The 26,061-nt window shown below is 67.7% G+C and carries 21 protein-coding genes and 1 pseudogene; 10 read left to right on the top strand and 12 right to left on the bottom strand.

The genetic code is table 11. The features are described from left to right. Window positions 1–39 precede the first annotated feature (39 nt). Window positions 40–3,990, top strand: coding sequence for a sensor histidine kinase (locus tag ACSUZJ_RS16035; RefSeq protein WP_499409819.1), 3,951 nt, complete (start codon window positions 40–42; stop codon window positions 3,988–3,990). Between the two features lie 176 nt (window positions 3,991–4,166). Here the strand turns inward: ACSUZJ_RS16035 and ACSUZJ_RS16030 are convergent, their stop codons facing one another. Next, window positions 4,167–5,111, bottom strand: a complete 945-nt coding sequence (locus tag ACSUZJ_RS16030) for a D-2-hydroxyacid dehydrogenase (protein WP_499409818.1) — start codon at window positions 5,109–5,111, stop codon at window positions 4,167–4,169. Window positions 5,112–5,297: 186 nt separating this feature from the next. Continuing rightward, the gene (locus ACSUZJ_RS16025; RefSeq protein ID WP_499409816.1) at window positions 5,298–5,630 is read right to left on the bottom strand and encodes a hypothetical protein; all 333 of its coding nucleotides are present in this window, start codon (window positions 5,628–5,630) and stop codon (window positions 5,298–5,300) included. A 243-nt stretch (window positions 5,631–5,873) separates the two neighbouring features. Here ACSUZJ_RS16025 and ligD point away from each other — a divergent pair, with 243 nt between their 5' ends. Continuing rightward, on the top strand, window positions 5,874–8,492 hold the full coding sequence (gene ligD, locus ACSUZJ_RS16020) for a DNA ligase D (RefSeq protein WP_499409814.1): 2,619 nt from the start codon (window positions 5,874–5,876) through the stop codon (window positions 8,490–8,492). A 24-nt stretch (window positions 8,493–8,516) separates the two neighbouring features. Here the strand turns inward: ligD and ACSUZJ_RS16015 are convergent, their stop codons facing one another. The 3 genes from ACSUZJ_RS16015 to ACSUZJ_RS16005 form a co-directional block, all read right to left on the bottom strand. Beyond that, a complete protein-coding gene (locus ACSUZJ_RS16015; protein WP_499409812.1) occupies window positions 8,517–9,056 on the bottom strand; it encodes a DUF2059 domain-containing protein in 540 nt (179 codons plus the stop codon). 62 nt (window positions 9,057–9,118) lie between these two features. Then, entirely contained in the window at window positions 9,119–9,751 is a 633-nt protein-coding gene (locus ACSUZJ_RS16010; protein WP_499409810.1) for a DUF1294 domain-containing protein, read from the bottom strand. 180 nt (window positions 9,752–9,931) lie between these two features. Next, window positions 9,932–11,395, bottom strand: a complete 1,464-nt coding sequence (locus tag ACSUZJ_RS16005) for a catalase (protein WP_499409808.1) — start codon at window positions 11,393–11,395, stop codon at window positions 9,932–9,934. A gap of 218 nt (window positions 11,396–11,613) precedes the next feature. On the opposite strand from ACSUZJ_RS16005, the gene ACSUZJ_RS16000 reads away from it, so the two are divergent. After that, entirely contained in the window at window positions 11,614–12,594 is a 981-nt protein-coding gene (locus tag ACSUZJ_RS16000; RefSeq protein ID WP_499409806.1) for a hypothetical protein, read from the top strand. A gap of 207 nt (window positions 12,595–12,801) precedes the next feature. Here the strand turns inward: ACSUZJ_RS16000 and ACSUZJ_RS15995 are convergent, their stop codons facing one another. The 3 genes from ACSUZJ_RS15995 to ACSUZJ_RS15985 are packed head-to-tail and all read right to left on the bottom strand — an operon-like array spanning window position 12,802 to window position 15,215. Continuing rightward, entirely contained in the window at window positions 12,802–13,125 is a 324-nt protein-coding gene (locus tag ACSUZJ_RS15995; protein ID WP_499409804.1) for a hypothetical protein, read from the bottom strand. Between the two features lie 6 nt (window positions 13,126–13,131). Further along, a complete protein-coding gene (gene ku / locus ACSUZJ_RS15990) occupies window positions 13,132–14,238 on the bottom strand; it encodes a non-homologous end joining protein Ku (RefSeq protein WP_499409802.1) in 1,107 nt (368 codons plus the stop codon). Between the two features lie 11 nt (window positions 14,239–14,249). After that, window positions 14,250–15,215 carry an SDR family oxidoreductase gene (locus ACSUZJ_RS15985; protein WP_499409800.1) on the bottom strand — a complete coding sequence of 322 codons (966 nt, stop codon included), beginning with the start codon at window positions 15,213–15,215 and terminating at the stop codon, window positions 14,250–14,252. A 169-nt stretch (window positions 15,216–15,384) separates the two neighbouring features. Here ACSUZJ_RS15985 and ACSUZJ_RS15980 point away from each other — a divergent pair, with 169 nt between their 5' ends. From ACSUZJ_RS15980 to ACSUZJ_RS15960, 5 genes are all read left to right on the top strand, one after another. Next, on the top strand, window positions 15,385–16,866 hold the full coding sequence (locus tag ACSUZJ_RS15980; protein WP_499409798.1) for a GGDEF domain-containing protein: 1,482 nt from the start codon (window positions 15,385–15,387) through the stop codon (window positions 16,864–16,866). Between the two features lie 382 nt (window positions 16,867–17,248). Further along, window positions 17,249–18,889 (top strand): SulP family inorganic anion transporter, encoded by a 1,641-nt coding sequence (locus ACSUZJ_RS15975; protein WP_499409796.1) that lies wholly within the window; start codon window positions 17,249–17,251, stop codon window positions 18,887–18,889. 73 nt (window positions 18,890–18,962) lie between these two features. After that, the gene (locus ACSUZJ_RS15970; RefSeq protein ID WP_499409794.1) at window positions 18,963–19,112 is read left to right on the top strand and encodes a hypothetical protein; all 150 of its coding nucleotides are present in this window, start codon (window positions 18,963–18,965) and stop codon (window positions 19,110–19,112) included. A gap of 13 nt (window positions 19,113–19,125) precedes the next feature. After that, the gene (locus ACSUZJ_RS15965) at window positions 19,126–20,952 is read left to right on the top strand and encodes a DUF1302 domain-containing protein (RefSeq protein ID WP_499409792.1); all 1,827 of its coding nucleotides are present in this window, start codon (window positions 19,126–19,128) and stop codon (window positions 20,950–20,952) included. 118 nt (window positions 20,953–21,070) lie between these two features. Next, complete coding sequence (locus ACSUZJ_RS15960) at window positions 21,071–21,619, top strand: GNAT family N-acetyltransferase (RefSeq protein WP_499409790.1); 549 nt, start codon at window positions 21,071–21,073, stop codon at window positions 21,617–21,619. Window positions 21,620–21,648: 29 nt separating this feature from the next. On the opposite strand, the gene ACSUZJ_RS15955 is transcribed toward ACSUZJ_RS15960, so the two are convergent. After that, a complete protein-coding gene (locus ACSUZJ_RS15955) occupies window positions 21,649–22,278 on the bottom strand; it encodes a 1-acyl-sn-glycerol-3-phosphate acyltransferase (RefSeq protein ID WP_499409788.1) in 630 nt (209 codons plus the stop codon). 225 nt (window positions 22,279–22,503) lie between these two features. On the opposite strand from ACSUZJ_RS15955, the pseudogene arsC reads away from it, so the two are divergent. Next, window positions 22,504–22,848: pseudogene (arsC, locus tag ACSUZJ_RS15950) on the top strand (arsenate reductase (glutaredoxin)); the annotation flags it as partial. A gap of 21 nt (window positions 22,849–22,869) precedes the next feature. Here arsC and ACSUZJ_RS15945 read toward each other — a convergent pair. The 3 genes from ACSUZJ_RS15945 to ACSUZJ_RS15935 all read right to left on the bottom strand — a co-directional run bounded on the left by ACSUZJ_RS15945 (window position 22,870) and on the right by ACSUZJ_RS15935 (window position 25,619). Next, complete coding sequence (locus ACSUZJ_RS15945) at window positions 22,870–24,096, bottom strand: right-handed parallel beta-helix repeat-containing protein (RefSeq protein WP_499409786.1); 1,227 nt, start codon at window positions 24,094–24,096, stop codon at window positions 22,870–22,872. Window positions 24,097–24,211: 115 nt separating this feature from the next. Continuing rightward, window positions 24,212–24,649: an acyl-CoA thioesterase gene (locus tag ACSUZJ_RS15940; protein ID WP_499409784.1), complete on the bottom strand. Its 438-nt coding sequence runs from the start codon at window positions 24,647–24,649 to the stop codon at window positions 24,212–24,214. 115 nt (window positions 24,650–24,764) lie between these two features. Beyond that, window positions 24,765–25,619: an endonuclease/exonuclease/phosphatase family protein gene (locus tag ACSUZJ_RS15935; RefSeq protein WP_499409782.1), complete on the bottom strand. Its 855-nt coding sequence runs from the start codon at window positions 25,617–25,619 to the stop codon at window positions 24,765–24,767. Between the two features lie 108 nt (window positions 25,620–25,727). On the opposite strand from ACSUZJ_RS15935, the gene ACSUZJ_RS15930 reads away from it, so the two are divergent. After that, entirely contained in the window at window positions 25,728–26,057 is a 330-nt protein-coding gene (locus ACSUZJ_RS15930; RefSeq protein WP_499409780.1) for a hypothetical protein, read from the top strand. Window positions 26,058–26,061 lie beyond the last annotated feature (4 nt).

Raw genomic sequence — 26,061 nt, 5'->3', positions numbered from 1 at the left:
CTGGTAGATTGAGAGCAACCTGTTTTGATCCGGAAGACTATGCTGGGGTTTACCAGGCGCGCCTGTCACCGTAGCGCGCGCATCGTGCTGTCCGCGCTGGCGGCCGTGCTGCTTGCCGGCGCGCTGGGCGGCGCCAACGCCGCCTCGCCGCGCAACCTGCGCTTCGAGCGCCTGTCGATCGAGGACGGGCTGACCCAGGAGTCGGTCCTGACCATCCTGCAGGACCGCCAGGGCTTCATGTGGTTCGGCACCCAGGCCGGCCTGAACCGCTACGATGGTTACCGCCTGACTGTCTACCGTAACGATCCGCACGACCCCGCTTCGCTGCCGGACGGCTTCGTCAACGCCTCCTTCGAGGACGCCGAGGGCCGGCTCTGGTTCGGCACCAAGGGCGGCCTGGCGCGCTTCGACCCGGGCAGCGGCAAGTTCGTGCGCTATTCCCTGCTCGAACCCGGCGCCGTCCAGGAAGCCAACCGCAGCGTGAACGCCATCGTCGCCGACCGCCAGGGAATACTCTGGGTCGGCACCAGCGACGGCCTGAAGCGCTTCGATCCGCGTTCCGGCGCATTCACCACGCTGCGTCATCCCGACACCCGGCCAGCGGAAACCGCCGACAGCATCGTGAATGCCCTGGCCTTCGATGGCGAAGGCAAGCTGTGGGTCGGCAGCACCGGCGGCCTGGCGCGCCTGGCGCCGGGTGCGGCGCACCTGGAGCATTTTCCTTCCTCCGACAAGGACCCGCGCCGCGCGCGCATCCTGTCGCTGTCGATGGGGCCGGACAAGACCCTCTGGGTCGGCACCGAGGGCGGGCTGGAGGAGTGGCGCCTCGGCGCAGGCCAGCCGCGGGGACGCAAGGTGGAAGCGCGCGAAGGCGTCGGCGAGGTGCGGGTGCAGGCGCTGTACCACGATGACGGCGGCACGCTCTGGGTCGGTACCGACTTCGACGGCCTGCGCTGGCGCGATCCGGCCAGCGGCCGCTTCGTGTCCTACCGCAGCCACGCGCTCGACCGGCACAGCCTGTCGGACAACCAGGTAGCGGCGGTGCGCATCGACCGCACCGGCACGCTATGGGTCGGCACCCGTTTCGGCGGCGTGAGCCGCACCGACCTGGCCAGCGGCGGCTTCTCCCATTTCAGCTATGCGCCGGACAGCGGCTACCAGAGCGGATTCCGCAAAGTGCGCGACGTCGCGGCCCGCGCCGACGGCCAGCTCTGGATGGGCACCTCGGGCGCCGGCCTGCTGCTGTTCGATCCGTCCAGCGGTCGCGCGCGCCAGTTGCGCCACGAACCCGGGCGCCCGGCCTCGCTGCCGGGCGACGTGGTGCACAGTGTCTCGATCGTGGACGGACGGCTGTGGGTCGGGACCACGGCCGGCCTGGCCTGGTGCGACGAGCGCGGCGGCGACTTCCACCGCGTCGACCTCGGTCCGGAGGCGAGCGCCGCGCTGATCCAGGCCGTCATGAAGACGCGCGACGGCGCCACCTGGGTAGTCACGCGCGCCGGCCTTTACCTGCTGGGACCGGACCTGAAGGTGCGCCGGTCCTGGCGTCACGATCCGGCGGACCCGGCCAGCCTGGGTGAGAACCGGCTGTTCGCGATGGTCGAGGACAGGGACGGCATCCTGTGGATCGGCACCGACAACGGCCTGGACCGCTTCGACCGCGCCAGCGGCGTCTTCACCCACTACCGCCACGACGAGCTTGATCCGGCCAGCCTGCGCCACAACCGCGTCCACGACGTGCTGGTATCGCGCCGCGGCGAGCTGTGGGTCGGCACGGCGGGCGGCCTGCACCGCATGGAGCGCGACACCAAGGGCAGGCCGGCGTTTCGCTACTACACGATCACCGACACGCGCGAAGCGGTGCCGATCGGCGCCATGCTCGAAGACGGCGCCGGGCGCCTGTGGGCCAGCACCACGGTCGGCATCAGCCGGCTCGACCCGGCCAACGGGCAGTACAAGCACTACACGGCCAAGGACGGGCTGCTCGACGGCAGCTACTTCGTCGATTCGGCGACGCGCGGGCCGGATGGCCAGCTGCACTTCGGCGGCGTCAACGGCCTGAGCTCCTTCCAGCCGGATGCGATCCGCGACAATCCCTACCCGCCGGTGGTGCGCATCACCGATTTCCTGGTCTTCAACAAGCCGCGCGCCTTGCCCCTGCACCAGCCGGGCGCCGTCACGCTGTCGCACCGCGACGCCGTGTTCTCGCTCGAGTTCGCGGCGCTGCATTATGCGGCGCCGGGGAGCAACCGCTACGCCTACCGGCTCGACGGCTTCGACGATGCCTGGGTCGAGACCGACGCCGGCAAGCGCTTCGCCAGCTATACCAACCTCGACCCCGGCAGCTATGTGTTCCGGGTGCGCGCCAGTAACAAGGACGGGGTGTGGAGCGCGTCTCCGGCCACGCTCTCGATCACGATCCTGCCGCCGTGGTGGAAGACCTGGTGGTTCCGCCTGCTGGCCATGACGCTGGCCGGTGCGGCGGCCTTCGGCGTCTACTGGCTGCGCATTCGCGCGCTGATGCAGCAGAAGCGCCTGCTGGAACGCCAGGTGAACGCGCGTACCGCCGAGCTGCTGCTGCAGAAGGATGCCGCCGAGCGGCGCAAGCGCGAAGCCGAGCAGCAGAAGGACGCGGCCGACCAGGCGCGGCGCAACATCGCGCTGCTGTCGGATATCGGCCGGCGCCTGACGGCCAATCTCGACATCGAGGCCATCATGGACACCCTGTACGAGCATGTGCAGGTGCTGATGGACGCGCCCGTGTTCGCAGTGGCGGTGGCGCGCGCCGACGAGGCGCTGCTCGACATCCCGTATGCCGTGGTCGATGGGCAGCGTTGCCCCCCGGCGGTGCGGCAGCGCCGCGATGCCGCCTCGCTGGCCGCCTGGTGCGTCGAGCACGGGCGCGAGGTCTTCATCAACGACCTGGCCAGCGAATGGGGGCGCTATCTGCCGGCAGCGACGCTGGACGCGGTGCGCGCTACCGCGCTGCCCAGCGGCGCAGGGCAGCCGCGCGCACTGCTCTACGTACCGGTGGCGGTGGGCAAGCGCGTGCTGGGCGCGCTGGCGGTGCAGAGCTACACCGGCGGCGCCTACCAGCGGGTGCACCTGGACATGCTGCGCACCCTGGCCGCCTATGTCGGCGTGGCGCTCGACAATGCGCAGGCCTACCGCCAGCTGAAGGAGGTGCAGACCCAGCTCGCGGCCCAGGAAAAGCTCGCCGCCCTCGGCTCGGTGGTGGCCGGCGTCGCCCACGAACTGAATACCCCGATCGGCAACAGCCTGCTGATGGCCAGTACCCTGTTCGAAAAGACGGTTGACCTGGGGACCGCGTTCGACGAAGCGGCGCTGCGGCGCTCGGACCTGGCCGCTTACCTCGGCGCCTCGCGCGAAGCGCTCGAGCTGATCCAGCGCAGCCTGCACCAGGCGGCCGAGCTGGTGAACAGCTTCCGCCAGGTCTCGGTCGACCAGGCCAGCGCCCAGCGCCGCCGCTTCGACCTGGCGCGCGCCTGCCAGGAGATCGCGGCGACGATGATGAACAAGGTGCGCCTGGCGGGCCACAACCTCGAAGTGGAGGTGCCCGAGGGGATCGCGATGGACAGCTATCCGGGACCCTTCGGCCAGGTGGTGATCAACTTCGTCAACAACGCGCTGTTGCACGCCTTCGACGCGCCGGGCGGCCGGATGCGCCTGTCGGCGCGGCGGCTGGATGCGGACTGGGTCCAGCTGCGCTTTGCCGACAATGGCCGCGGCATCGCGCCCGCGCACCTGGCACGCGTGTTCGACCCCTTCTTCACCACGCGCATGGGGCAGGGCGGCACCGGCCTGGGCCTGAATATCGCGCACACCATCGCCACCTCGCTGCTCGGCGGCGCAATCAGGGTCGAGAGCGGGGACGGGGCAGGGACGGTCTTCATCCTCGACCTGCCGCAGGTGGCGCCGGACGCGAAGGCCACAGGACATGCCAGCGACGAGAGGCAACTGCAGGCCTGAGCCTCGCAACGGATCGATGGCCGGTTGAACGCGTGGACGGCACAGCCGTCCACCCTACGTCCCTCCGGTCAGACCTGCAGGGTGGACGGGTCTCCCGTCCACGCGTTCAACCCGCGCTTGCAGGCCGTAGGGTGGGCGCCTCCGTGCCCACCTGCTCCGCGCCAAACCCGCTGGCGTCACACCAGATTGGTCGCCCGTCCTGCTTCCCAGGCCTCGATATTCTCGACCAGCATGTCCGCCAGGGTCTGCATCGCCCCCGCGCTGGCCCAGGCCACGTGCGGCGTGAGGATGAAGTTCGGCAGGCGCAGCCCGAGCAGCGGGTTGTCCGGGGACGGCGGTTCCTGGCTCAGCACATCGAAACCGGCGCCGCCGATGGTGCGGCGCATCAGCGCCTCGGCCAGCGCCTGCTCGTCGACCAGGCCGCCGCGCGCGGTGTTGATGAGCAGCGCCGTCGGCTTCATCAGGCCCAGTTCGCGCTCGCCGATCATGTGGCGGGTCTGTGCGGACAGCGGCAGGTGCAGGCTGATCACGTCCGAGCTCGCCAGCAGTTCGTCCAGCGGCAGCTGGCTCACGCCCGGCGCGTCGACCGGCGAGCGCGAGGCGGTGGCGACCTGCATCCCGAACGCCTGGCCGATCTGCGCCACGCGCCGCCCCAGCGCACCGAAGCCGACGATGCCGAGCCGGCTGCCGGCCAGGTCGCCGATCGGATGGTCGAGCAGGCAGAAGCGGCTCGAATGCTCCCAGCGCCCGGCCTCGACATCGGTGGTATAGGCGCGCAGGTTGCGGCGCAGGGCCAGGATCAGGGCGAAGCAGTGCTCGGGCACCGAGACGACCGAATAATTGCGGATGTTCGCGACCGCGATGCCGCGCGCCCGGCAGGCCGCCAGGTCGACGTTGTCGGTGCCGGTGGCGGCCACCGCCACCATTTTCAGCTCCGGCAGCTGGGCGAGGGCGTCGGCGCGCAGCGGCACCTTGTTGGTCACCGCGATGGTGGCGCCGCGCAGGCGCTCGGGCACCTGGTCGGGCGCGGTGGCCGGGTAGTCCTGCCATTCGTGGGGGAAGGCCGGCGGCCTTACCGTGGCCATCAGGCTGTCGCGGTCGAGAAAGACGATCTTGTGCATGGCGCTTCTTTCCTCAGATGGGATCGGATGATTGTAGAGCATGCGCGCCGCATGCGTGAAAAAGCGGGGCAAGAAGGCAGAGCGGAAAGCTTGACGGCAGGGCCGCATGCGGTGTCGCGTCGGGACGAAAAAAAGACAGGGCGGGCCCTGTCTTTTTTGGGTATATGGAGGGGAGCTCGAGCGGCTTTATTTGGTGGACGCAGTAGTGGTATGGTGGTTTGCTGCGTCGTGCTTGGCTTCGGCTTTCTGTTCGGCGGCATCGGCCTTGGCCTCGGCCTTTTCCTTGCTGGCTTTCTTCTCGGCCTTGGCTTTCGTCTTGGCGGCATCGGCCTTGGCGTCGGCAACGTCCGCTTTCGCCTCGGCCTTGGCCTTTTCTACCTTGGCATCGGCTTTCGCGGTTTCCTTGGCTTCCTTGGCCTCGGCCTTGGTAGCCGGGGTGGTCGCCTGGGTGGCCGTGCTCTGGGCGAATGCCGAGGTAGCGAACAGGCCAGCAATCAGGGTAGCGACGATCTTGCTCATGGTGTCTTTCCTTCAGTAGTGGTCAGAATTGGACGTCCCGCTTGGGGAAATGCCGGTGTTACTGAGCCAGTAACGCGGTCCCGTTTCGCAACGTTGACGCTTATTACATCCCGTTACAATCGATGCATGCTGGATCGAACCGGGTCGGCCCGGGCGCGACCCGAGGTCAACCGTTAGCTGCCGTACAGTCGCGCCGGGCCGGGCAGCCTAGACTGGGGCCATCGAAGTTCGCAGGAGCCTGCCATGTCCGACGCCCTCAAGGAATACAAAGCCAAGCGCGATTTCTCGATCACTTCCGAGCCTGCCGAAGGCGGGGCGCCCGGCGCGGACGCGCTGACCTTCGTCATCCAGAAGCACTGGGCCAGCCGCCTGCACTACGACTTCCGGCTCGAGCTCGACGGCGTCATGAAGAGCTGGGCCGTGCCCAAGGGCCCCAGCTACGACACCCACGACAAGCGCATGGCCGTGCACGTCGAGGACCACCCGATTTCCTACTCCGACTTCGAGGGCACCATCCCTGAGAAGCAATATGGCGCGGGCAAGGTCATCATCTGGGACAAGGGCACCTGGGAACCGCTGGAAGATCCCCACAAGGGCTACCGCAGCGGCAACCTGAAGTTCCGCATGCACGGGCACAAAATGCACGGCAACTGGGTGCTGGTGCGCATGAAGGGCCGCGGCGACGAGAAGCAGGAGCCCTGGCTCCTGATCAAGGAAAAGGACGACTATGCGCGCCCGGCCGAGGAATTCTCGGTGATCGACGAGATGCCCGACAGCGTCAAGAACCTGCCGATGCCCCACACCGCGACGAAGGCGCCGGCGAAAGCCAAGGCGACGAAAGCCGGCCGCACCACCAAGGCGAAGGCCGACGCGGCCGCGGCCAAGGCCGTGGCGAAGCTGGCCGCGAAGGATGCCGGCACGACGCCCGGCCTGCCCGAAGGCGCCGTCGAAGCGAAGCTGCCGGAGGAATTCGCGCCCGAACTGGCCACCCTGGTGGACGGTCCGCCGCCCGACCCGGAAGAGTGGGTGTTCGAGGTCAAGTTCGACGGCTACCGCATGCTCGTGCGGATCGAGAACGGAAAGGTGCGCCTCATCACCCGCAACAACAACGACTGGACCGACAGGCTCGCCCCGCTGAAGGATGAACTCGAGCGCATGGGGCTGCCCGACGGCTGGTACGACGGCGAAATCGTCGTCCACGACGCCAACGGCCGGCCGAACTTCGGCATGCTGCAGCTGGCCTTCGACGGCAGCCACGGGGCCGACATCCTTTACTTCCTGTTCGACGTGCCTTACCTGGGCGGCTACGACCTGCGCGAGGTCGCCCTGGTCGAGCGCCGCGCGCTGCTCGAGGGCGCGCTGGCCCAGGCCCAGCCGTCCGAGAAGGTGCGTTTCTCGGCCGAGTTCGGCAACGACCCGGAAGGCCTGGTGGTCGCCGCCTGCAAGATCGGCCTGGAAGGCGTGATCGGCAAGCGGCGCGACTCGCATTACGTCTCGCGCCGCTCGCCCGAGTGGATCAAGCTCAAGTGCGGCATGCGCCAGGAGTTCGTGATCGGCGGCTATACCGACCCCAAGGGCTCGCGCCAGGGCGTCGGCTCGCTCCTGCTGGGCACCTACGACAAGGACGGTGTGCTGCGCTATTGCGGCAACGTCGGCAGCGGCTTCAACGCCGAAAGCCTGCGCGACATCACGAAAAAGCTGAAGGCCCTCGACACCGACGAGAGCCCGTTCCCGCCGCGCTCGGTCCCGGGACGCAAGCACCACTGGGTCAAGCCGAAGCTGATCGCCGAGGTGAGCTTCTCGGAGTGGACCAACACCGGCTCGATCCGCCACCCGGTGTTCCAGGGCCTGCGCAGCGACAAGCCGGCCAAGGGCATCACGCGCGAGGTCGCCAAACCGATCGAGGAGGTGGCGCCGCTCGAGGAAGACGATGTGGCCGATCCTGCTCCCGAGCCGGTCGCGGCGCCGAGCAGGCTGCCGGCGACGATGAAGGTGACGCATGGGGAGCGCGTCATCGACGCGAAAACCGGCACCACCAAGCTCGACCTGATCCGCTACTACGCCCTGGTCGGCGAGCTGATGATGGAGCACCTGAAGGGCCGGCCGGTGTCGCTGGTGCGGGCGCCCGCCGGGGTGGGCGGCGAGCTGTTCTTCCAGAAGCACGCCGACGTGAGCAAGATGCCGGGCGTGAAGCACATGGACGAGTCGCTCGACCCCGGCCACCCGCCGATGCTCACCATCGCCAGCGTCGAGGGCATCCTCTCGGCCGCGCAGTGGAACGTGGTCGAGATCCATACCCAGAACGCCACGGGCAAGGCCTACGACAAGCCCGACCGCATGGTGTTCGACCTCGACCCGGGCGAGGGCGTCGAATGGCATACGGTGCAGGAAGCGGCCCAGCTGATGCACGCCTTCCTGGACGAACTCGGCCTGCCGAACTTCCTCAAAACGAGCGGCGGCAAGGGCCTGCACGTGGTGGTGCCGATCAAGGGCGGCAGGGACTGGGACACGGTGAAGGCCTTCTCGCAGGCCATCGTCAAGCACCTGGCATCCACGCTGCCGGAGCGCTTCGCCTTCAAGAGCGGGGCAAAAAACCGGGTCGGCAAGATCTTCATCGACTACCTGAGGAACGGCCAGGGCGCCACCACCATCTGCGCCTGGGCCGCGCGCGTGCGGCCGGGCCTGGGCATCTCGGTGCCGGTCGCCTGGGACGAGCTGAAGTCCCTCAAATCGGGCGACCACTGGAACGTGACCAACGTGCACACCCGCCTGGACCGGGGCAACGAGCCCTGGACGGGGTATGCCAAAGCGGCAAAGACGCTGACGGCGGCGATGAAGCAGATGGGCTTCAAGCCTTCCTGAGGCTCGGGAACCGCGAAGACCTGTTCAGCCCTTCTCGCTGTTGATCTTCTGCAGCAGCTTGAAGGCTTCGCGCTGGAACATCGGCTCCGCATCCGCCAGTTCCTTGCTCGCCGCGACATAGGCGGCGCGCTTGCGCTCTTTCTTTTCTTCCGGCGCCACGGCCGCCCGCGCGCCCGGCATCATGACCTGGGCGGCGCTGTTGTACCTGGCATGGATGACTTTCTTCCCGTAAGGGGTCTGGTAGAAGCGGGTCATCTCGATCGCGGTATCGGCGGAGACGAAGCGCGCCAGCGAAGGCGCCAGCCGCCGGTAGACCTCGGCGGGCGGCATCCTGTCGAGCCTGGCGTACACGGCCTTGCGCTGGGCTTCGCTCTGGTAGCCGCTGCGCGCCGCGACGCCGCGCAGGGCCAGTTCGAACTGCATGGCGCCGAGCAGGTCCTGCACGGCTTGCAGGTGTGCGGCGCTGGCGACGCCGGTCTGTGCCGTGGGCGCCGGGGCAGCGGCAAATGCGGGCGCCGCCGCAAGCAGCGAGAAGCCGAGTGCGGCCTGGACGATGAACTTCATGGGTTTCCCTTCAGGTGAGCGTGAAATCAGCTGGAGTATATCCCCTGAGTAATGCTCGAAATCTAACCAATTATCGCCAGGGCAGACCTGCGCACATCGGCAGGAAGCACGGTCCACCCGAGCACGGCGCAATTGACGAGAACGGTAAACCAGAACACCACCTGGAATTCCCGCTTCTTCGACTTGTGCCGGTACACGCGCTGCGCCAGCAGGGCGCCCGGCCAGCCCCCACACAGCCCCAGCATGTGCAGGGTACTTTCCTTCGTCCGCCAGCGCCCGTTGCGGGCGGCCGACTTGTCGACGCCATAGGCGATGAAGGCGACCAGGCTGACGGCGACATACAGCCCGAGCACCAGGAGAGGAAGCCTGCCGAGCAGGACGGCGACGGCGAGAACGGCGAGAAAGCCGAAAGCGATCAAGGGCGAACCGGACCGGCTGCCCGAAGGCGCATCCGGACGGGCATGCCGGTCACGCACGAAGGCGACGCGTTCGGCGCGCGGCTGTCCCTTTTCGTTGGCGCTCAATTCGTAGGTGACCAGGTCGCCAGCGGCCGGGCGGATGCCGCGCTCGGTGAAGGCTTTGATGTGGAAGAACACGCTGGGCCCGCCGCCGTTCTGCGCGATGAAGCCGAAACCCTGCTCGTCCTTCCAGCTACTGATTTTTCCTTGGTAACGGGGCGTTTTCGCGCTACGCATCTGCTTTCCTGTTGTTCGAACAGGAGCGAGTGTAACCGTGGACATTCCTGGAGGCAATGACCATGCCTCTGTCTATTCCTGCGGCATAAGAAAGGCGCCGCAGGAGGCCTGCGGCGCCAGGGAGAGGAGGGGCCGGCGGAGCCGGCCGTAGAGCACTTGCCTCGCCGGCCTTAGTCGAGCTTAGTCGACATTGCGGCCGCGCGCCTTCAGCGCAGCCCGCACGCCGCGTCCGTAAGCCGGGTCGGCCAGGTCGAACTGGCGCAGCTGGCGCTGCAGAATCTCGTCGCTCACCTGGCTCAGCGGACCGGCCAGGTTCTCGAACAGGTTCTGCTTCTCGTCAGTGCTCATCAGGCGGAACAGATTGCCGGGCTGGGTGTAGTCGTCTTCCTGGCCGCGGAAGTCGAAGCGGCCGGCGTTGCCGTAGAGCGGCAGTTCCTGCTCGCCGTGGCCCATGCCCAGCACGCCCTTGCCGACCGGATCGACCGGGTCGTAGATCGACGCCGCGCCGCCGTTGGCGATCGCCATCGCGCCGTCGCGCTGCTGGTTGTGGAAGGGGCAGCGCGGAGCGTTCACCGGCAGGTGCTGGTGGTTCGTGCCGACGCGGTAGAGCTGGGCGTCGTGGTAGGCGAACAGGCGGCCCTGCAGCATCTTGTCAGGCGAATAGCCCATGCCCGGCGGCACGTTGGCTGGCGAGAAGGCAGCCTGCTCGACTTCGGCGTGGTAGTTCAGTGGATTGCGGTTCAGTTCCAGCACGCCCACCGGCAGCATCGGGAAGTCGCCATGCGGCCAGACCTTGGTGAGGTCGAACGGGTTCCAGCCGGTGCGCGCTTCCCAGTCGGCCAGTTGCTGGGGTGTGGCGACCTGCACCTTGACGTCCCACTGCGGGAAGTTGCCGGCGGCGATGGCGTCGAACAGGTCGCGCTGGGCGTGGTCGGGATCGGCGCCGGCCAGGCGCACGGCTTGCGCACTGCTCAGGTTCTTGATGCCCTGGCGCGTCTTGAAATGCCATTTCACGTAGACGCGCTCGCCCGCCTCGTTGATCAGGCTGTAGGTGTGGCTGCCGAAGCCGTCCATGTGGCGGTAGCCGTCCGGGGTGCCGCGGCTCGAGAACAGGATCGTCACCTGGTGCAGGCTCTCCGGGGCGCGGCTCCAGAAGTCGAACATCATGTTGGCCGACTTCAGGTTGCTGTCCGGCAGGCGCTTTTGCGTGTGGATGAAGTCCGGGAACTTGATCGGGTCCTTGATGAAGAAGACAGGCGTGTTGTTGCCCACCAGGTCCCAGTTGCCTTCCTCGGTGTAGAAGCGCAGGGCAAAGCCGCGCGGATCGCGCTCGGTGTCGGCGCTGCCTTTTTCGCCGCCGACGGTGGAAAAGCGCAGGAAGGTCTCGGTCTTCTTGCCGATTTCCGAAAACAGCCTGGCCTTGGTGTGGTGGCTGATATCGTGGGTGACGGTGAAGGTGCCGTAGGCGCCTGAACCCTTGGCGTGCACGACGCGCTCGGGGATGCGCTCGCGGTTGAAGTGCTGGAGCTTTTCGATCAGGTGGAAGTCCTGCAGCAGCAGGGGGCCGCGTGGGCCGGCGCTCAGGGAATTCTGGTTGTCGGCGACCGGGATGCCGGAGGCGGTGGTCAGGCGGGGTTGGGTCATGCTCGCTCCTCTTCAAAAAATGACGAATTTGATGAAGAGGATTCTAAATACTGATGAGTGAAAGATAAATTTAATTGATTTGATTGGTTTGATAGCTAAACCCTAATCGCCATGCTTACCAAGTCTCAAAATAAAATTTGATCTTCTTTGTAACCGTTAGAATCCACGAGCTCAGATGAAAGCAGCGACGCATGGTTTGAGGACGACGAAGGAGTGGCATGAACAAGATGAAGCAAGGGGCGGCACCCGCAGTAACGATTCCAAAGACGAGCGCACCAAGTCCCTGGTCCTACGTTTCAATGCGGCAGACAGTCGATGCAATGCACGTCAAGATGGGGACCAAATTTGCACTGCTTCCCCGGAAATTCACCGGCGCAGCGGTCTGCGAAGAGGCTTTCGCCTTATTGAACGGCGCCATTTTCGGACGCAAGCTCGATGAAGAGGCAACCACCAGCGCCTTCATCACCGCGCTGATTGGCGCAACCCGCTTCTGGGCGCCTTGGGCCCCGCGCGGGGAAACCGCGATTGCCTGGGTGCAGCAGTTCAGCAAGAACGACGAGGCACGCATCGGCGCGGACTTTGCGCTCGTGCTTTGCCGCGACAATGGTTACGTCATCGCGATTCTGCAGGCCAAACGGGTTGACCATGGCGGCGCCAAGACGGCGACGGTAAAGCGCGCTCCCTCGAGCAAGGAACTCGACCCGGACGCGAACACCAAGCTGTTGGCCATGCTTACTGGCGGCGACAAGACCAGCGACCTGACCGGCGTGCACTGGCAGCTGAGCAAGCTGCTCGCCCTGAGGAACAGGATTGGCAAGAACACCGCGGAGATCGGCTATGTGTTCTGGCCCGACGATGGCGGCGCTCCACTATATCGTTCGCTCGACGGCGCGGAGGAAGAACTTGCCGGGCCTGGTTACGAAGACGTCGTTCCCGGCCAGCAATTTGTGCTGAAGGGCGCTCCGGTTTTCAAGGATTGGCTGATCGGCCGCTGCGATGCCTCTCGAACCGGCGGTATCACGTTCAAAAAAGCGCAAAAGGCGCTGAATAGCCTCCAGTCCTGCTGCTCGACGGCGGTCATCCTGGACGTTGGTGCAAACGGTCTCGGTATGAAGCTCAAGGATGCACTCGGGTGGCTGAGCAAGGCGCCGCTCGCGCAGACCGACGTGCACACGCCGCAGAACGTGCCCAAGAACTAGGGCGCCCTGCGCGAACCGCGCGGTCGTGCCAGCGCCCGCTGCGAGAGCGAGCGCGGCGGATCATCAGTAGCGGCGCACCGACCCGCTGGTCTGCCCATTCATCTTGGCCTGGATTTTTTTCCAGATAAAACCGGCAATCGCCATCATGATCATCTTACGCATGTGAACCTCCTTGAGTGAGCGAATCGTGTCGCGTGGGTGTTGTCTTCAGCGCCGCCCGGCTGAACGCCGGCCTTCGCTGCTGGCCGGTGCGTCTGTCGCGCCGGCCGTGTCATGTGCCGTGTCATGCGCCCTGTGATGCGAGTCGTTCTTCCAGATGCCGCGGATGTTCATCGCCATCAGGGCCGCCTGCAGCGCGATCAGCGCCCAGGCTTCGTCGTGCACGCCCCAGACGATCCACAGCAGGTTGCTGAGGATGAACATCCAGAAACCGAACACCCGCCTGCCGGCGCGTTGCGAGCCGATCAGGTAGGCGGCGTAGAGGCTGACCGCCATCGCGGGCCATTGGAGGAAGTCGAGGAATTCATCCATGGGCCGTCACGCCGCCTTCTTGCGGCGCGCCGGCGCCTTCGCGGCCGGCGGCGCGGCGCGGGTCGATTTCGCGGCAGCCTTCTTTGCGGCCGGTTTTGCAGCCGGCCTGGCCGCGGTCCTTGTAGCCGACTTCGCCGCCGTGCGCTTCGCGCTGGCGGTGGCAGGCTCGCGGCTCTCCGCCGTCCTGCGGGCGCGTGGGGGCGGCGCTTCCTCCTCGTCCTCGACCTCGACCGGCTTGGGCGAGCGCTTCGGCGGCGGCGGTTCGTCGTCGTCCTCGTCCGCATTCTCATCACCTTGGGCAGCCTTGCCCTTGCCCGGCTTCTTGCCCAGGCTGGCCTGGAGCAGGGCGACCAGGTCGATCACGTTGGTCGACTTGGCCGGTTTCTCGTCCGGGTCCGGCATCGTGATGGTCTTGGTCTGCTTGGCCTTGATCTTCTTTTCGACCAGGGCGAGCAGGTCCTCGCGGTAGTCGTCGTGGTACTGGCTCGGGTCCCAGTCCTCGCTCATGCCCTCGACCAGGGCCATGGCCATCTTCAGCTCCTTGTCGCTGATCGCCGCGCTCTTCGCCTTCGCCGACGGGATCTTCAGTTCGCCCGCGTCGCGGATCTCGTCCGGGTAGCGCAGGGTGTTGAGGACGATGGTGTCACCCTCGCACACCAGCGCCGCCAGGTGCTGCTTGACGCGGATGACGACGTGGGCGATGCCGATCTTGCCGACCTTCTTGAGCGTCTCGCGCAGCAGGGCGTACACCTTGTCGCCGCCCTTGCCGGGCGCGAGATAGTAGGGATGGTCGTAGTACAGCAGGGGCACGTCCCCGGCGTCGACGAAAGCGAGGATGTCGATGGTCGCGGTGGCCTCGGGGTTGGCGCGGCGCAGGTCCTCGTCGGACAGCACCACGTATTCGCCCGAACTGTACTCGTAGCCCTTGACGATGTCGTCCCAGGAGACCTCCTTCTGGGTGGTCTTGTTGTAGCGCTTGAAACCGATCGGGGAGAAGTCGCGGCGGTCGAGCATGGTGAGGTCGAGCGCATTGTTGCTCACCGCGGGGTACATCTCGACCGGGATGTGCACCAGCCCGAAGCTGATCGCACCCTTCCACATGCTGCGCGCCATGCCGTTTCTCCTTATTCGCCGACGCTGCCGGTCACCGGCAGCACGATGCCCGTGATGTAGCTCGAACAGGCGTTCGAGGCCAGGAACACGTAGGCCGGCGACAGCTCCTCGGGCTGGGCCGCGCGGCCATAGGTGGTGCTCTCGCCGAAGTGGACGATCTTGTCCGGCGACTGGTCGGCCGGGTTGAGCGGGGTCCACACCGGGCCCGGCGCGACGCAGTTCACGCGGATGCCCTTGTCCAGCAGGTTGGCGGCCAGGGACATCGTGAAGGCGTGGATCGCGCCCTTGGTCGAGGAATAGTCGAGCAGCATCTTCGATCCCTTCAGGCCGGTGACGGAACCGGTGTTGACGATGGCCGCGCCGCGCTTCATGTAGGGCAGGGCGGCCTTCGCCATGTGGAAGTAACCGTAGATGTTGGTGCGCATGGTCTCGTCGAAGCGTTCCTCGGTGATGTCGAGCAGGCTGCTGGCGTGCTCCTGGAAGGCGGCGTTATTCACCAGCACGTCCAGGCGGCCCCATTCGGCGACCACGCGGTCCACCGCCTGCTGGCAGAACTCCATGTCCTTGACGTCGCCGGCGATGGTGACGCAGCGCCGGCCCTCGGCCTCGATGCAGCGCTGGGTCTCGGCCGCATCCTCGTGTTCGTTCAGGTAGAGGATGGCGACGTCGGCGCCTTCGCGCGCGAACAGCACCGCCACTGCGCGCCCGATGCCCGAGTCGCCGCCGGTGACGATCGCCACCTGGCCCTCGAGCTTGCCGCTGCCCTTGTAGTGTTCGGCCATGAAGCGCGGCTTGACCTCCATCTGCGCCTCCAGTCCCGGCTTGGCCAGGTGCTGCTCGGGCATCGGCGGCACCGGCTGCTGGGCGCCGATCTGGACCGGCTTTTCGCCTTCCTGCTGTCCCCCGCTCGCGTCGAGCTGGTCCTGGCGGTTCTGGATCGCCTTCTGGTGGTTCGCTACATCGTCCTGGTTGGCCATCGCACGCTTCCTTTCGCATCCTGGTTCTTGACCGCGCCAGTATCGGCCGCGCGCCCGGGCGCGACGGTGCGCTTCCACACACAAGAACACACCTTGCCTGTTCGGCCCCTCCCAAATATGTCAAAATTCATACCGCTTCGTAACAAATATGCATGACAAGGAGAAAACCATGCCTCAGCAGGCCGAGCCGCAAGGCCAACGCGCCGGGTTGTTCGTCAACCCGGCAGCCCAGCGGCGCCTTGCGTTCCAGGCAGACTGCGGCGGCCAATTCGCGCGCCTGGCGCTGGCCGACGGCGCCGACGCCGCCCTCGAGGCCTTGCAGCGTGAAGCGGTCGATCTCCTCGTCATCGACCTCGAGCGCTTCGATCCCGAACTCGACCTGGCGAGCCTGGCGCGGCTGGTGTCGGCGCGCGCGGGCGAACCGACGCTGGTGCTGTGCCCGTTCGCGAACATGCGCTGGCTGCCGGCCCTGATGGCCTGCGGTCCGCTCGACTACGCGATCGCGCCGCTCGCGCCACAGGCCCTGCGCGAGCTGCTCGCGGCGCGCCTGGCGGCCGGCGCCAGCCTGGTGCGGGCACCGACGCCGCGCGAAAGCGAGCTGGAAGAACTGGCGGCCCTGCGCGCCAGGGTGCAGGCGGCCCTTGGACAGGGCGAGGACCTGCTGGCGCTGTCGGAGCACTTGTGCGAGGCGCTGTGCAGCTGGCCGGGCGTCGTGCATGCGGCGCTGTTCTACCTGCAGCCCGGCGGCGACTTGCGGCTGCAGGCGCAGCACGGCGCGCGCCGCACCCTGAACCTGGCCAGCGTGCTGCAGCGCGGCGACCGCCTGCTGCAGTCGCCGCTGCGCCACGCCTTCCCCGGCCTGCTGGCGGCCGCCGCCAACACCGTCGCGCTGCTCGATGCGCCGGAAAAATCGGGCGAGCCCGCGCTGGCAGAGGCGCTGCGCGCGCATGGCGTCGAGATGGTGCTGGGCCTGCCGATCCCGGCGGGCGGGCCCGGCAGTGGCCTGAACAGCGCGCGCGGGTCGCTGTGCCTGCTGTTCGACAGCAGGCATGTGTTCTCGCGCGACCAGCTCGACGCCTTCGACGAACTGGCGGGCCTGGTGGCGCTCGGCCTGCGCATGGCCGACATGGGGCGCGAGAGCGAGGAACTGCTGGCGCGCCTGACGCACCTGTCCACCGTCGACGCCCTGACCGGCGTGGCGAACCGCCGCCACGGCGAGACCCTGCTCGAGCTCGAGATCAAGCGCGCGCGCCGCTACCGGCTGCCGCTGGCGCTGATCGCCTTCGACATCGACCGCTTCCGTGAAATCAACGAGCGTTATGGCCACCCGGTCGGCGACGTCGCGCTGCGCACGGTGGCCGAGGCGGCGCAAGCACTGCTGCGTTCGAGCGACATGGTGGTGCGCTCGGGTGGCGAGGAATTCCAGGTGATCGCGCCGCATACCAGCGCGATCGACGGCCTGAAGATCGCCGAGAAGCTGCGCGCGGCGATCGCCGCGACCCCGATTCCCGGCTGCGACCAGCTGACCGTGAGCCTGGGCGTGGCCCAGCTCGGCGAACAGGAAAGCGGCGACTCGCTGATGCTGCGGGTGAATGCCGCGCTGGGGCGGGCCAAGCGGGCAGGGCGCAACTGCGTCGAGCTGGCGATGTAATCATCGCTGGTTTCGTAGGGTGGACACCTGTGTCCACGCTGTCTCACCGTTTCCGAACCCCGCGGTTTGCGACGCGGCCGGCTGCCGGACGTTTCCGTGGCGTGGACCGGCACCATACCGCGTGGACACGGGTGTCCACCCTACGGCACCGCGGATGTTCCGGGTGGCTGTGGGTTTTCGTAGGGTGGGCTCTCGAGCCCGCGCCGTCTCACCGTTTCCGAGCCACGCGGCTTGCGACGCGGCCGGCTGCCGGACGTTTCGGTGGCGTGCACCGGTACCAAACCGCGTGGACACAGGTGTCCACCCTACAAAAGGCCGGCCACCGGCCCGTCCGGCATGCTACCCTTGCGCCTTTGAAACACGCTAAGAAACGAAGAACACCATGCTGCACTGGTTGAGGCACTACCGGCGCGCCATGCTGCCGGGCGACATCAGCGCCGGGGTGGTCGTGGCGATGATGATGATCCCGCAGGGCATGGCGTACGCGCTGGTGGCGGGGCTGCCGCCGGTGGTCGGCATCTACGCCAGCATCGTGCCGCCGGCCCTGTACGCCCTGTTCGGCACCAGCAGCACCCAGTCGGTCGGGCCGATGGCGATCATCTCGCTGATGACCGCGTCCGCCCTGGCGCCGCTGGCGCCGGCCGGCAGCGCCCTGTACGCCACGCTGGCGGCCCAGCTGGCGCTGATCTCGGGCGCGGTGCTGCTGGTCTGCGGCCTGCTGCGCGTGGGCTTCGTCGCCAACTTTTTCTCGCGTCCGGTGATGAGCGGCTTCACCATCGGTTCCTCGATCGTCATCGCCCTCGGCCAGTTGCCGGCGCTGCTGGGCGCGAAGCTGCCGGACTTCCACCTGCCCAGCGCCATCCTCGGTGTCGTGTCGCTGCTCCTGCTGCTGTTCGCGCGCAGCCACCTGGCGCCGCTGCTGCGCCGCCTGGGGCTGGCGCCGACAGCGGCCGATATCGGCGCCAAGCTCGCGCCGATGGCGGTCGTGCTCGGCGCCACCGCGCTGGTGCCCCTGCTCGACCTGCAGGCGCTGGGCGTGCACACCACCGGCCGCGTCCCGGCCGGCCTGCCGCTGCTGGCGCTGGAAACTTCGTCCAGCCACTGGGTCGCACTGCTCAAGCCGGCCCTCCTGATCGGCTTCATGGTCTTCCTGATCAGCATGTCGGGCGCCCAGACGCTGGCGCTCAAGCGCGCCGAAAAGCTGCACAGCAACCACGAGCTGATCGGCCTGGGCGCCGCCAACCTCGGCAGCGCGCTGAGCGGCGGCCTGCCGGTCACTGGCAGCATCTCGCGCTCGGCGGTGAACTTCGCCGCCGGCGCCAACAGCCAGCTCGCCAGCCTGATCACGGCCGCGCTGCTGGCCCTGGCCCTGGTTGCACCCACCGGCTGGCTGGCGCTGATGCCGTTGCCGACGCTGGCGGCGACCATCATCGTCGCCGTGCTCGGCATGCTCGACGCCAGCACGCTGCGCACCGCCTGGCGCTTCGACCGCGCCGACGCCGCCGCCCTGGTGGCGACCGGCTGCGGCGTGCTGGTCATGGGCGTGGAGGCGGGCGTGGTGATCGGCCTGGCGCTGTCGATGGGCGCCCTGATCTGGCGCGCCAGCCGTCCGCACATCGCGGTGCTGGGCCGCATTCCCGGCACCGAGCATTTCCGCAACATCGCGCGCTACACGGCCGACACCCATCCGGGCCTGCTGATGCTGCGCATCGACGCCGGCCTCTTCTTCGGCAACGTCGAGGCGGTGAACGCCCGCATCGAGGACGAGCTGGCCGCGTACCCCGGCACCCGCAACCTGGTGCTGGTGCTGTCGGCGGTGAACGAGGTCGATACCACGGCGCTGTTCGGGCTGACCGAGCTGAATGCGATGCTGGCGGGGCGCGGCGTCACGCTGCACCTGGCCGAGGTGAAGGGGCCGGTGATGGACCGGCTCAAGCAGAGCGACTTGCTGCCGCAACTGAAGGGCAGGGTGTTCCTGAGCACGGCGATGGCCTGGGACCAGCTTTCGAACAACAAAGAATGAATTGCAGATATTGCGGCAGCACAAATGCTGTGGCAGTATTAACTTGCAAATAATAAATATGAAGGAGGCTGGCATGCATCGCTTCATCACCGTTGGTTGTCTGTTCCTGGCGCCGGTCCTCTGGATCGCGGGCCTGGCCGAGAATTCCATCGCGCTGCTTGCGACCGCCGGCCTGCTCGAGCTGGCGGCCTGGAAGCGCATGCTGGCCCGCCGTCCTCACTGAGCCGGGCCATGCCATGGCGCCGCTCGCATCGTCCCGGCCCAGGACCGGGCAAGTCCATCCCACCGGCTTTTCCCTCAACCTGACACGCGGCGCAGCCGTGCTTGGACCGGCATTGGCGCTGGCGCTGGGCAGCCTGCCCGCGGCGCAGGCGGTCGAAACGAAGATCAGCGGGCGCGTGAACTTCGGCGCGGTGGCCCGCACCCAGGCCCAGGACCCGCAACTGCTGACCGGCGTGAATGCCGCTGCGATCGGCCTGGCGGGCTATGGCAGCGGCGGCAATGCCGACGACGCCAACCTGAACTACGCCCGCGGCGACCTGGCCTCCCTGGCCCTGAAGGCCTACTTCGACCTGAGCCTGCGCGAGGGCCCGTGGTCGGCGCTGGTGCGGGTCAAGGCCTGGCGCGACGAGGCGCTGGAAAACCGCAAGCGCCCCTGGGGCAATGTCGCCAACGGCTATGCGGCGGGAGCGCCCTTGTCGGATGCCGGCGCCGCGCGCCTGTCGCGTTTTTCGGGCGTGGCCCTGGGCGAGGCCTGGCTGCAGTATGCCGGCCAGGCCGACAGGCTGCGCTACAGCGCCCGCCTCGGGCAGCAGTCGCTGGACTGGGGCAACCGCAGTATCACGCCCGGCGGGCTGGAGGCGCTCAATCCGAAGGACCTGCCGGCCCTGCACAGGGCTGGCGCCGTCCCGCAGGAGATGCGCGTGGCGGTGCCGATGCTGTCCGGGCGGCTCGAGTTCGCGCCCGCCTTCGGCGTGGAGGCCTACTACCAGACCAGCCACAGGCCGACCGCGCTCGACATGTGCGGCACCCTGTGGGCCCTGAGCGACTACCTGGCCGAAGGCTGCGACCTGGTGATGTCGGGCCAGCCGATGGTCAGCGACCGCGCCCGCATCCCGCTTGGCGCCTACCAGAAGCGCCTGCCCACGCCCGAGGTGAACGGTCCCGAGTACGGTGTCGGCCTGACCTGGAAATCGGCAGCGCTGGCGCTCGACGTCGGGATCTACCACGCACGCTACAACGCACGCACGGCCTTGCCGAGCTTGCGCCGCAGCACGCGCCCGAATGGCCCGGCCCTGATCGCCGGCGATCCCGACGGGCGCAACATGGCCTATTTCACCGAGTACCCGCAGGACCTGGAAATCACCGCGCTCACGGTCGCGCACAAGCGCGGGCGCGCCGTCTTCTACGGCGAAGCGTCTTACCGGCCGCGCCAGCCCTTCATGCTGGCGCCAGGCGACGTGCTCCCGCCCTTCCTGAACGCCAGCGCGCCGGCCCTGCTGCGCGCCGACGCCAACGCGGTGCCGCCCGGAGGCCTCTTCCATGGCTACGACCTGTATGCGATGTCGCAGCTGCAGCTGGGCGCCCAGCGCGAGTGGCAATGGGGCAGGGCCGGGTTCACCGGTACGGCCGAAGTGGTCGGCAAGCATGCATCGAACCTGCCGGATCAGGCGCTGCGGCGCTACGGGCGGGCCGACATCTTCGGCGTCGGCCCGGTGAACGGCGCCTGCACCGTCGCCACCGGCAATGCCGTCCGCCAGTGCAGCCTGCGCGGCTATGCCACGGCGAACGCCTGGGGCTACCGGCTGCGCCTGGATGCGCGCGTCCCGGCGCTGCTCGACGGCCTGGCCGCGAGCGCCAGCATGACATTCGCGCATGACGTGAAAGGCTGGGCCGGCGACTTCCTGCTCAACGAGGGACGCAAGACGGCCAACCTGGCGCTGCGCTTCGAGTACCGCCAGCGCTACCTGTTCGAGATGCAGTACCTGCCGGGCTGGGGAGGGGACTACAACCAGGTCGCCGACCGCGATGTCGCGGCGCTCGCTGTCGGGGTCCGCTTCTAGTGCATCGGGATGTACGGAGGCGACGAATGCACCATATTGGTGCATTTCTCGCGGCAGCACGGCTGGACAGGCAGGCACGAATCCTGCACGCTCTGCGTTGACGACAACGGAGGAAACCATGATGCAGATTCGAATGCTCGACGCCGCCGGCGCAGCGGCGCACGCGGCGCCGCTGCGCGCACTGCTGCTGGACGCGGTCGCGCATGGCGCATCGGTGGGGTTCATGGCCTCGATCGACGAGGCGGCGGCCGATGCTTACTGGCGCGACGTGCGCGCAGCGGTGGCGGAAGGTTCGCGCGTGCTGCTGGTGGCCTGGCGCGACCATGTGCTGGTCGGCACGGTGCAGCTCGACCTGTGCCAGAAGCCGAACGGCCTGAACCGTGCGGAAGTGCAGAAGCTGCTGGTGCACAGCGGCGCGCGGCGCAGCGGCGCGGCCACGGCCCTGATGGAGGCCCTGGAAGTGCAGGCGCTGGCGCTCAGGCGCGGCCTGTTGTTCCTGGATACAGAGGCGGGCTCGGGCGCTGAGGCGCTCTACCAGCGGCTCGGCTATACCCGGATCGGCGAATTGCCGGAATACTGCGCGACCCCGCAAGGCGACTGGCGCGCGACGGCGATCTACTACAAGACGCTGTTCGTGCGCGAGCGCAAGGGAGCGCTCGCGGCATAAGAGAGGCTCGGGCGGGAGTTTCGGGCGCCTCAGGCGCTCTTCCTGCGGTCCGGGCCCGCGTGCGGCGGGGCCAGCTTGATCGGCGCGGCCAGCTCGGGGTAGAGCGCCTGCTTGCCGGCGTAAACGGCGGCGATCGCGGCCATGTCGGCTTCCTGGTCGCCGGTCAGGCGCACGGTGTCGACCACGCTCAGCACCTTCTTGCTGTAGTCCATGTAGACCAGCAGCAGCGGCACGTCGGCGGCCAGCGCCAGGTGATAGAAGCCGCTTTTCCAGTGCGGACGGTAGCCGCGCGTGCCTTCGGGCGTGATCGCGACCCAGCACCATTCTTCGCGCAGCATGTTCTGCGCCAGCGAGCGCGTGGCGCCCATCGGCGCACGGCGGTCGACCGCGATGCCGCCCCAGTAGCGCATGACCGGGCCCAGGATGCCCTTGAACAGCGAATCCTTGGCCAGCCAGCGGAACTGCAGGCCCACGGCCCACTTGCCGAGCAGGCCGATGAAGAAGTCCCAGTTCGAGGTGTGCGGATAGACGACCGCGATGCCGTGCGGCCCGGGCAGCGGTTTGTAGTGCATCTTCCAGCCGATCAGGTTCAGCAGGCGCAGGGAAGTGCGCTGACCCCAGGTGGGCAGTGCCGCGGGGCGCAGCAGATGATCGCTCATGTTTTCTCCGTCGTGCCGTGTGAACCGGCCGTTATCCTTGTATTTTACTGTTCTCGCAAGGAAGCAAACTTACTCCCCGGAAAACCAAGCGGAGGATTCTATAGCGGCCGCGCAAGGGCGACAAGCAAAAATGGCGCGCCTGTTGTATGGCGGCGGCGATGGTGCTGCGGTACTGTTGATGTATTGCTGCGGTATCATGCTGTCCTTTCAGCAAGGCTTATCACTATGGACATCACGATCTACCATAATCCGCGTTGCGGCACCTCGCGCAACACCCTGGCCGCGATCCGCGACGCCGGCATCGAGCCGCGCGTCATCGACTACCTGAGCAATCCGCCGACCCGCGAGGAGCTGCAGGCCATGCTGGCAGCCGCTGGCCTCACGCCGCGCGAGGCGATCCGCAGCAAGGAAAGCCTGTACGGCGAGCTGGGCCTGGATGCGCCGGAGGTCACCGACGAGGCGCTGCTGGACGCCATGCTGGCGCATCCGGTATTGATCAATCGGCCCTTCGTCGTGACGCCCAAGGGCGTGCGCCTGTGCCGGCCGTTCGAGCTGGTGCGCGAAATCCTGTAAGGCGGGGGGCGAACGCTCTCAGTGCTGGAAGGCCCCGATGTCATACCCCGTCGCCTTGCTGCGCAGCTTGCCCTGGTAATCCTGTTCCGGCGTGTCGCCGGGGAGGCCCTTGCCGATCGCCGGCGAGCGCGGGCTGAGGCGGAAGTCCGGGGTGCCGGTGCGGCTGTATTCGACGAAGGCCGGCTCGGCCGCGATCGTGCCGACGTGCTTGCGGCCCTCGGGCAGGCGCCAGTCGGCCACTGCATTCTGGAAGACCAGGTTGTTGCGGTAGCTGTTGTTCTCGCCGGTCTGGCCCAGTTCCAGGATGCCCTGCCTGTTGTCGTACACGATATTGTTTGCCACCACCGTGTAGTCGTTCGGGCCCGTTCCGTGGTGGTAGTCGCCGCTGCCGACCACGATGCCGGCGCCGGAGGTGGAGATGGTGTTGCCGGTGACCTCGACGCGGTTGGCGTCGTGCCAGAGCTGGATGCCGGCGCCGGCAATGCGGTAGATCAGGTTGCTGCGCACGCGCGCCTCGGTGCCGATGTAGATGCCGTGGTGGGAGCCGCAATCGGCCGGTCCGATGTCGTGCACGTTGTTGGCGACTACCTCGGACCCAGTGCCCTTGTGCGAGCCGTCCACCAGGATGCCGGCGCCGCCTGCGCTTTCGCAGGGCACGTCGACGCCGACATGGTGCACGTGGTTGTGGCGGATGTTGTTGTGCGAGCCGCCGTTGTAGATGCCGTTCAGCCACTTGTTGCCGCTCTGGTACTGGGTGCCGTCGATCTCGAAGCCGACGATGTCGACATGGCTGCCGCGGTTGTCCCAGGCGCTGGTGGTGCGCGAGTCGAGTGGCGGCACGATCCTGGCGCCGCGGCGCTCGCTCGACTGGAAGATGATGCGTGCCTCGGCGCTGCCGCTGACCTCGGTGCGAAAGCCGCCCGTGTACTGTCCGGGCGCCACGTACACGGTGGTGCCGGGCGTGACGACCTGGGCCGCGCGGCTGATGGTGCGGAAGGGCTCGGCCTCGGTGCCGGGATTGGCGTCGGAGCCGCCGGGCGCCACGTACAGGTTGGTGCGCACGACTTCGGGCACCACGAGCTGCTCGGACGAATCCTCGCGCGAGCAGCCGGCGAGCACAAGCAGGAGCACAAGCAGAAACGGGAGCAGAAGCGGGAGCAGAAGCGGGAGCGACCCAACGCAGCGCAGCAGGGCGGCGAGCGGATAGGCGCGACGGGCGGCGGCGAGGTTGTCGGGACTGGCCATAGGGATCCTTGTGGGCACTCAGAGAGTGTCGCCCGGCACACCCGCCGCCCGGCCCGGTTTGCTCAAGTTTCCTTTTGAGCGCGCGCAAGGTAGCTCACGCGCGCCCGTGCATGGCTCAGTTCGCCGCGACGACCTGGGGCATATAGGCGTCGAGGAACTCCGGCGGCATGCGGCGCGGCCGGCCGCCGCTGATGTCGATGCAGACCAGTTCCCAGCGCCCGCGCAGCACGGTCGCGCCGTCGCTGTTGCGCACCAGCTGGAACCGCCGCTCCATCGACAGCTTGCCGTCGCCGCCGACCAGCCAGGTGGCGAGCGTCAACGCCTCGCCCAGCAGGGTCGGCAGGATGTAGTCGTATTCGCCGCGCCGGATCGCCATCGCGCGGTCCAGGCGCCGGTAGTCCTCCAGGCTCAGGCCCAGCGACTCGGAATGGGCCCAGCCGACCTGTTCGCACCAGCGGACATAAACGGCATTGTTCGTGTGGTTCAGTCCATCGATGTCTTCAGGGCGCGGCACGAGCGACAAGATATACGGTTGCGGATAATCCCAGTTCAAATCGGTTTCCTTCTGGCAGCAGCCGCGGTCCTTGCGCGCGAGGCGTCCATGACGTGCAATGCAAGGGCCGCCGGCAAAAGGACCATTCTACCCGCCAGCCCGGTCGGATGCAGGCTCATCCGATTTCGAGCAGCAGCGCCTGGTGGTCCGAGCCGGTCTCGGCGGCGTCCACCCGCATCTTGCCGACGCGTTCGGCCAGGCCCGCGCTGACAAAAGCGAAGTCGAAGGTGAAGGGCGCGCCCGCGTCCGGGTTGTCGTCGTGCAGGCCGACGGTCGGCGCGTGGCGCCGTCCCGGCTGGGTCAGGCTCCAGGCGTCGCGCAGGGCCGGCGTGCCGTCGTGGAAGGGCTCGAGCAGGCGCGCGTATTCGGGCGAGCCGGGCAGCATGTTGAAGTCGCCCAGCAGGATGGTGTTGGCGGCGCGCGGCAGCGCCTCGAAAGGACCGGCTTCCGACTCGCCCGGACGCGGCGCGCGGGCGTGCTGGACGGCCTCGCGGTGCAGTTCGCGCAGGCGTCCGACCTGGGCCATGCGCTGGATCAGCGAAAAGTATTCGAGATGCACCGACAGCACGCGCAGCAGGCCGCAGGGCGTCTGCAGCGTCACTTCCAGCGCGCTGCGCGGCATGCTCATCACCTCGGGGTCCGGCGGCCAGGGCAGGGAGTGGCGAAATACCTGCAGGATGCGGTAGCGCGAGAAGATCATGGTGCCGATACGGCGCCGGCTTCCCTCGGGCGCGAGGGTGTCGAGGGTGGTGCAGGTGGCGAGGTTGTAGCCCGGCAGGCGCAGGGCGAGGCCCTTGAACTGGTCGCCGAGCGGGCTGCCGTCGCGCGCCTCGTATCCGGAGGCTACTTCCTGCAGGCACAACACGTCGAAATGGGAGAAGCGCGAGAGCGTCGAGACGACGCGGTCGAGGTCGGCGCCGCCTTGCGCGGTGCGGCCCGACTGGATATTCCAGGTGATAAGCTTCGGCATTGCTGTCCTCTTTTAATCGAAGCGCACAGCCTAAGCTTCTACCGCCGAGCCGGGCTGATCCAGCTCAGGCTTGATGAGCGAACCCGGCCGTACTGTCGCGGAGGCCTTATGTACACGATCGTGCTGCTGCTCTACCTGCAGCAGAACCTGGAAGTGACGCTGGAATCGAGCAGCCTGCGCGGCGTATACCAGACGCAAAACGAATGCGAGCAGGCCGCCGTGCGCCTGCGCGGTCCGCTGCCGGCGCCGGCCGGCGTCGCCGCGGCCTGGCACGACGCCGTCTGCCTGCCGATCAACCGCGAGGTGCGGGTCAACGAGATGGCGCCGCTGCGGATCGAGGAATTGCTCAAGCAGGGACCGCCGCCCGGCTGCGGCGGCAGCGGGGACTGGCGCCGGGTGGCCGAGCTGTGCCGGCCGTCGTCCAGTCCCGCCCCCTGAAGTC

This window comes from Telluria sp. B2, from assembly GCF_051789535.1.
GTDB lineage: Bacteria > Pseudomonadota > Gammaproteobacteria > Burkholderiales > Burkholderiaceae_D > Telluria.
The sequence above is the reverse complement of the archived record's forward strand: the minus strand, read 5'-3'. Positions and strand labels throughout refer to the sequence as shown.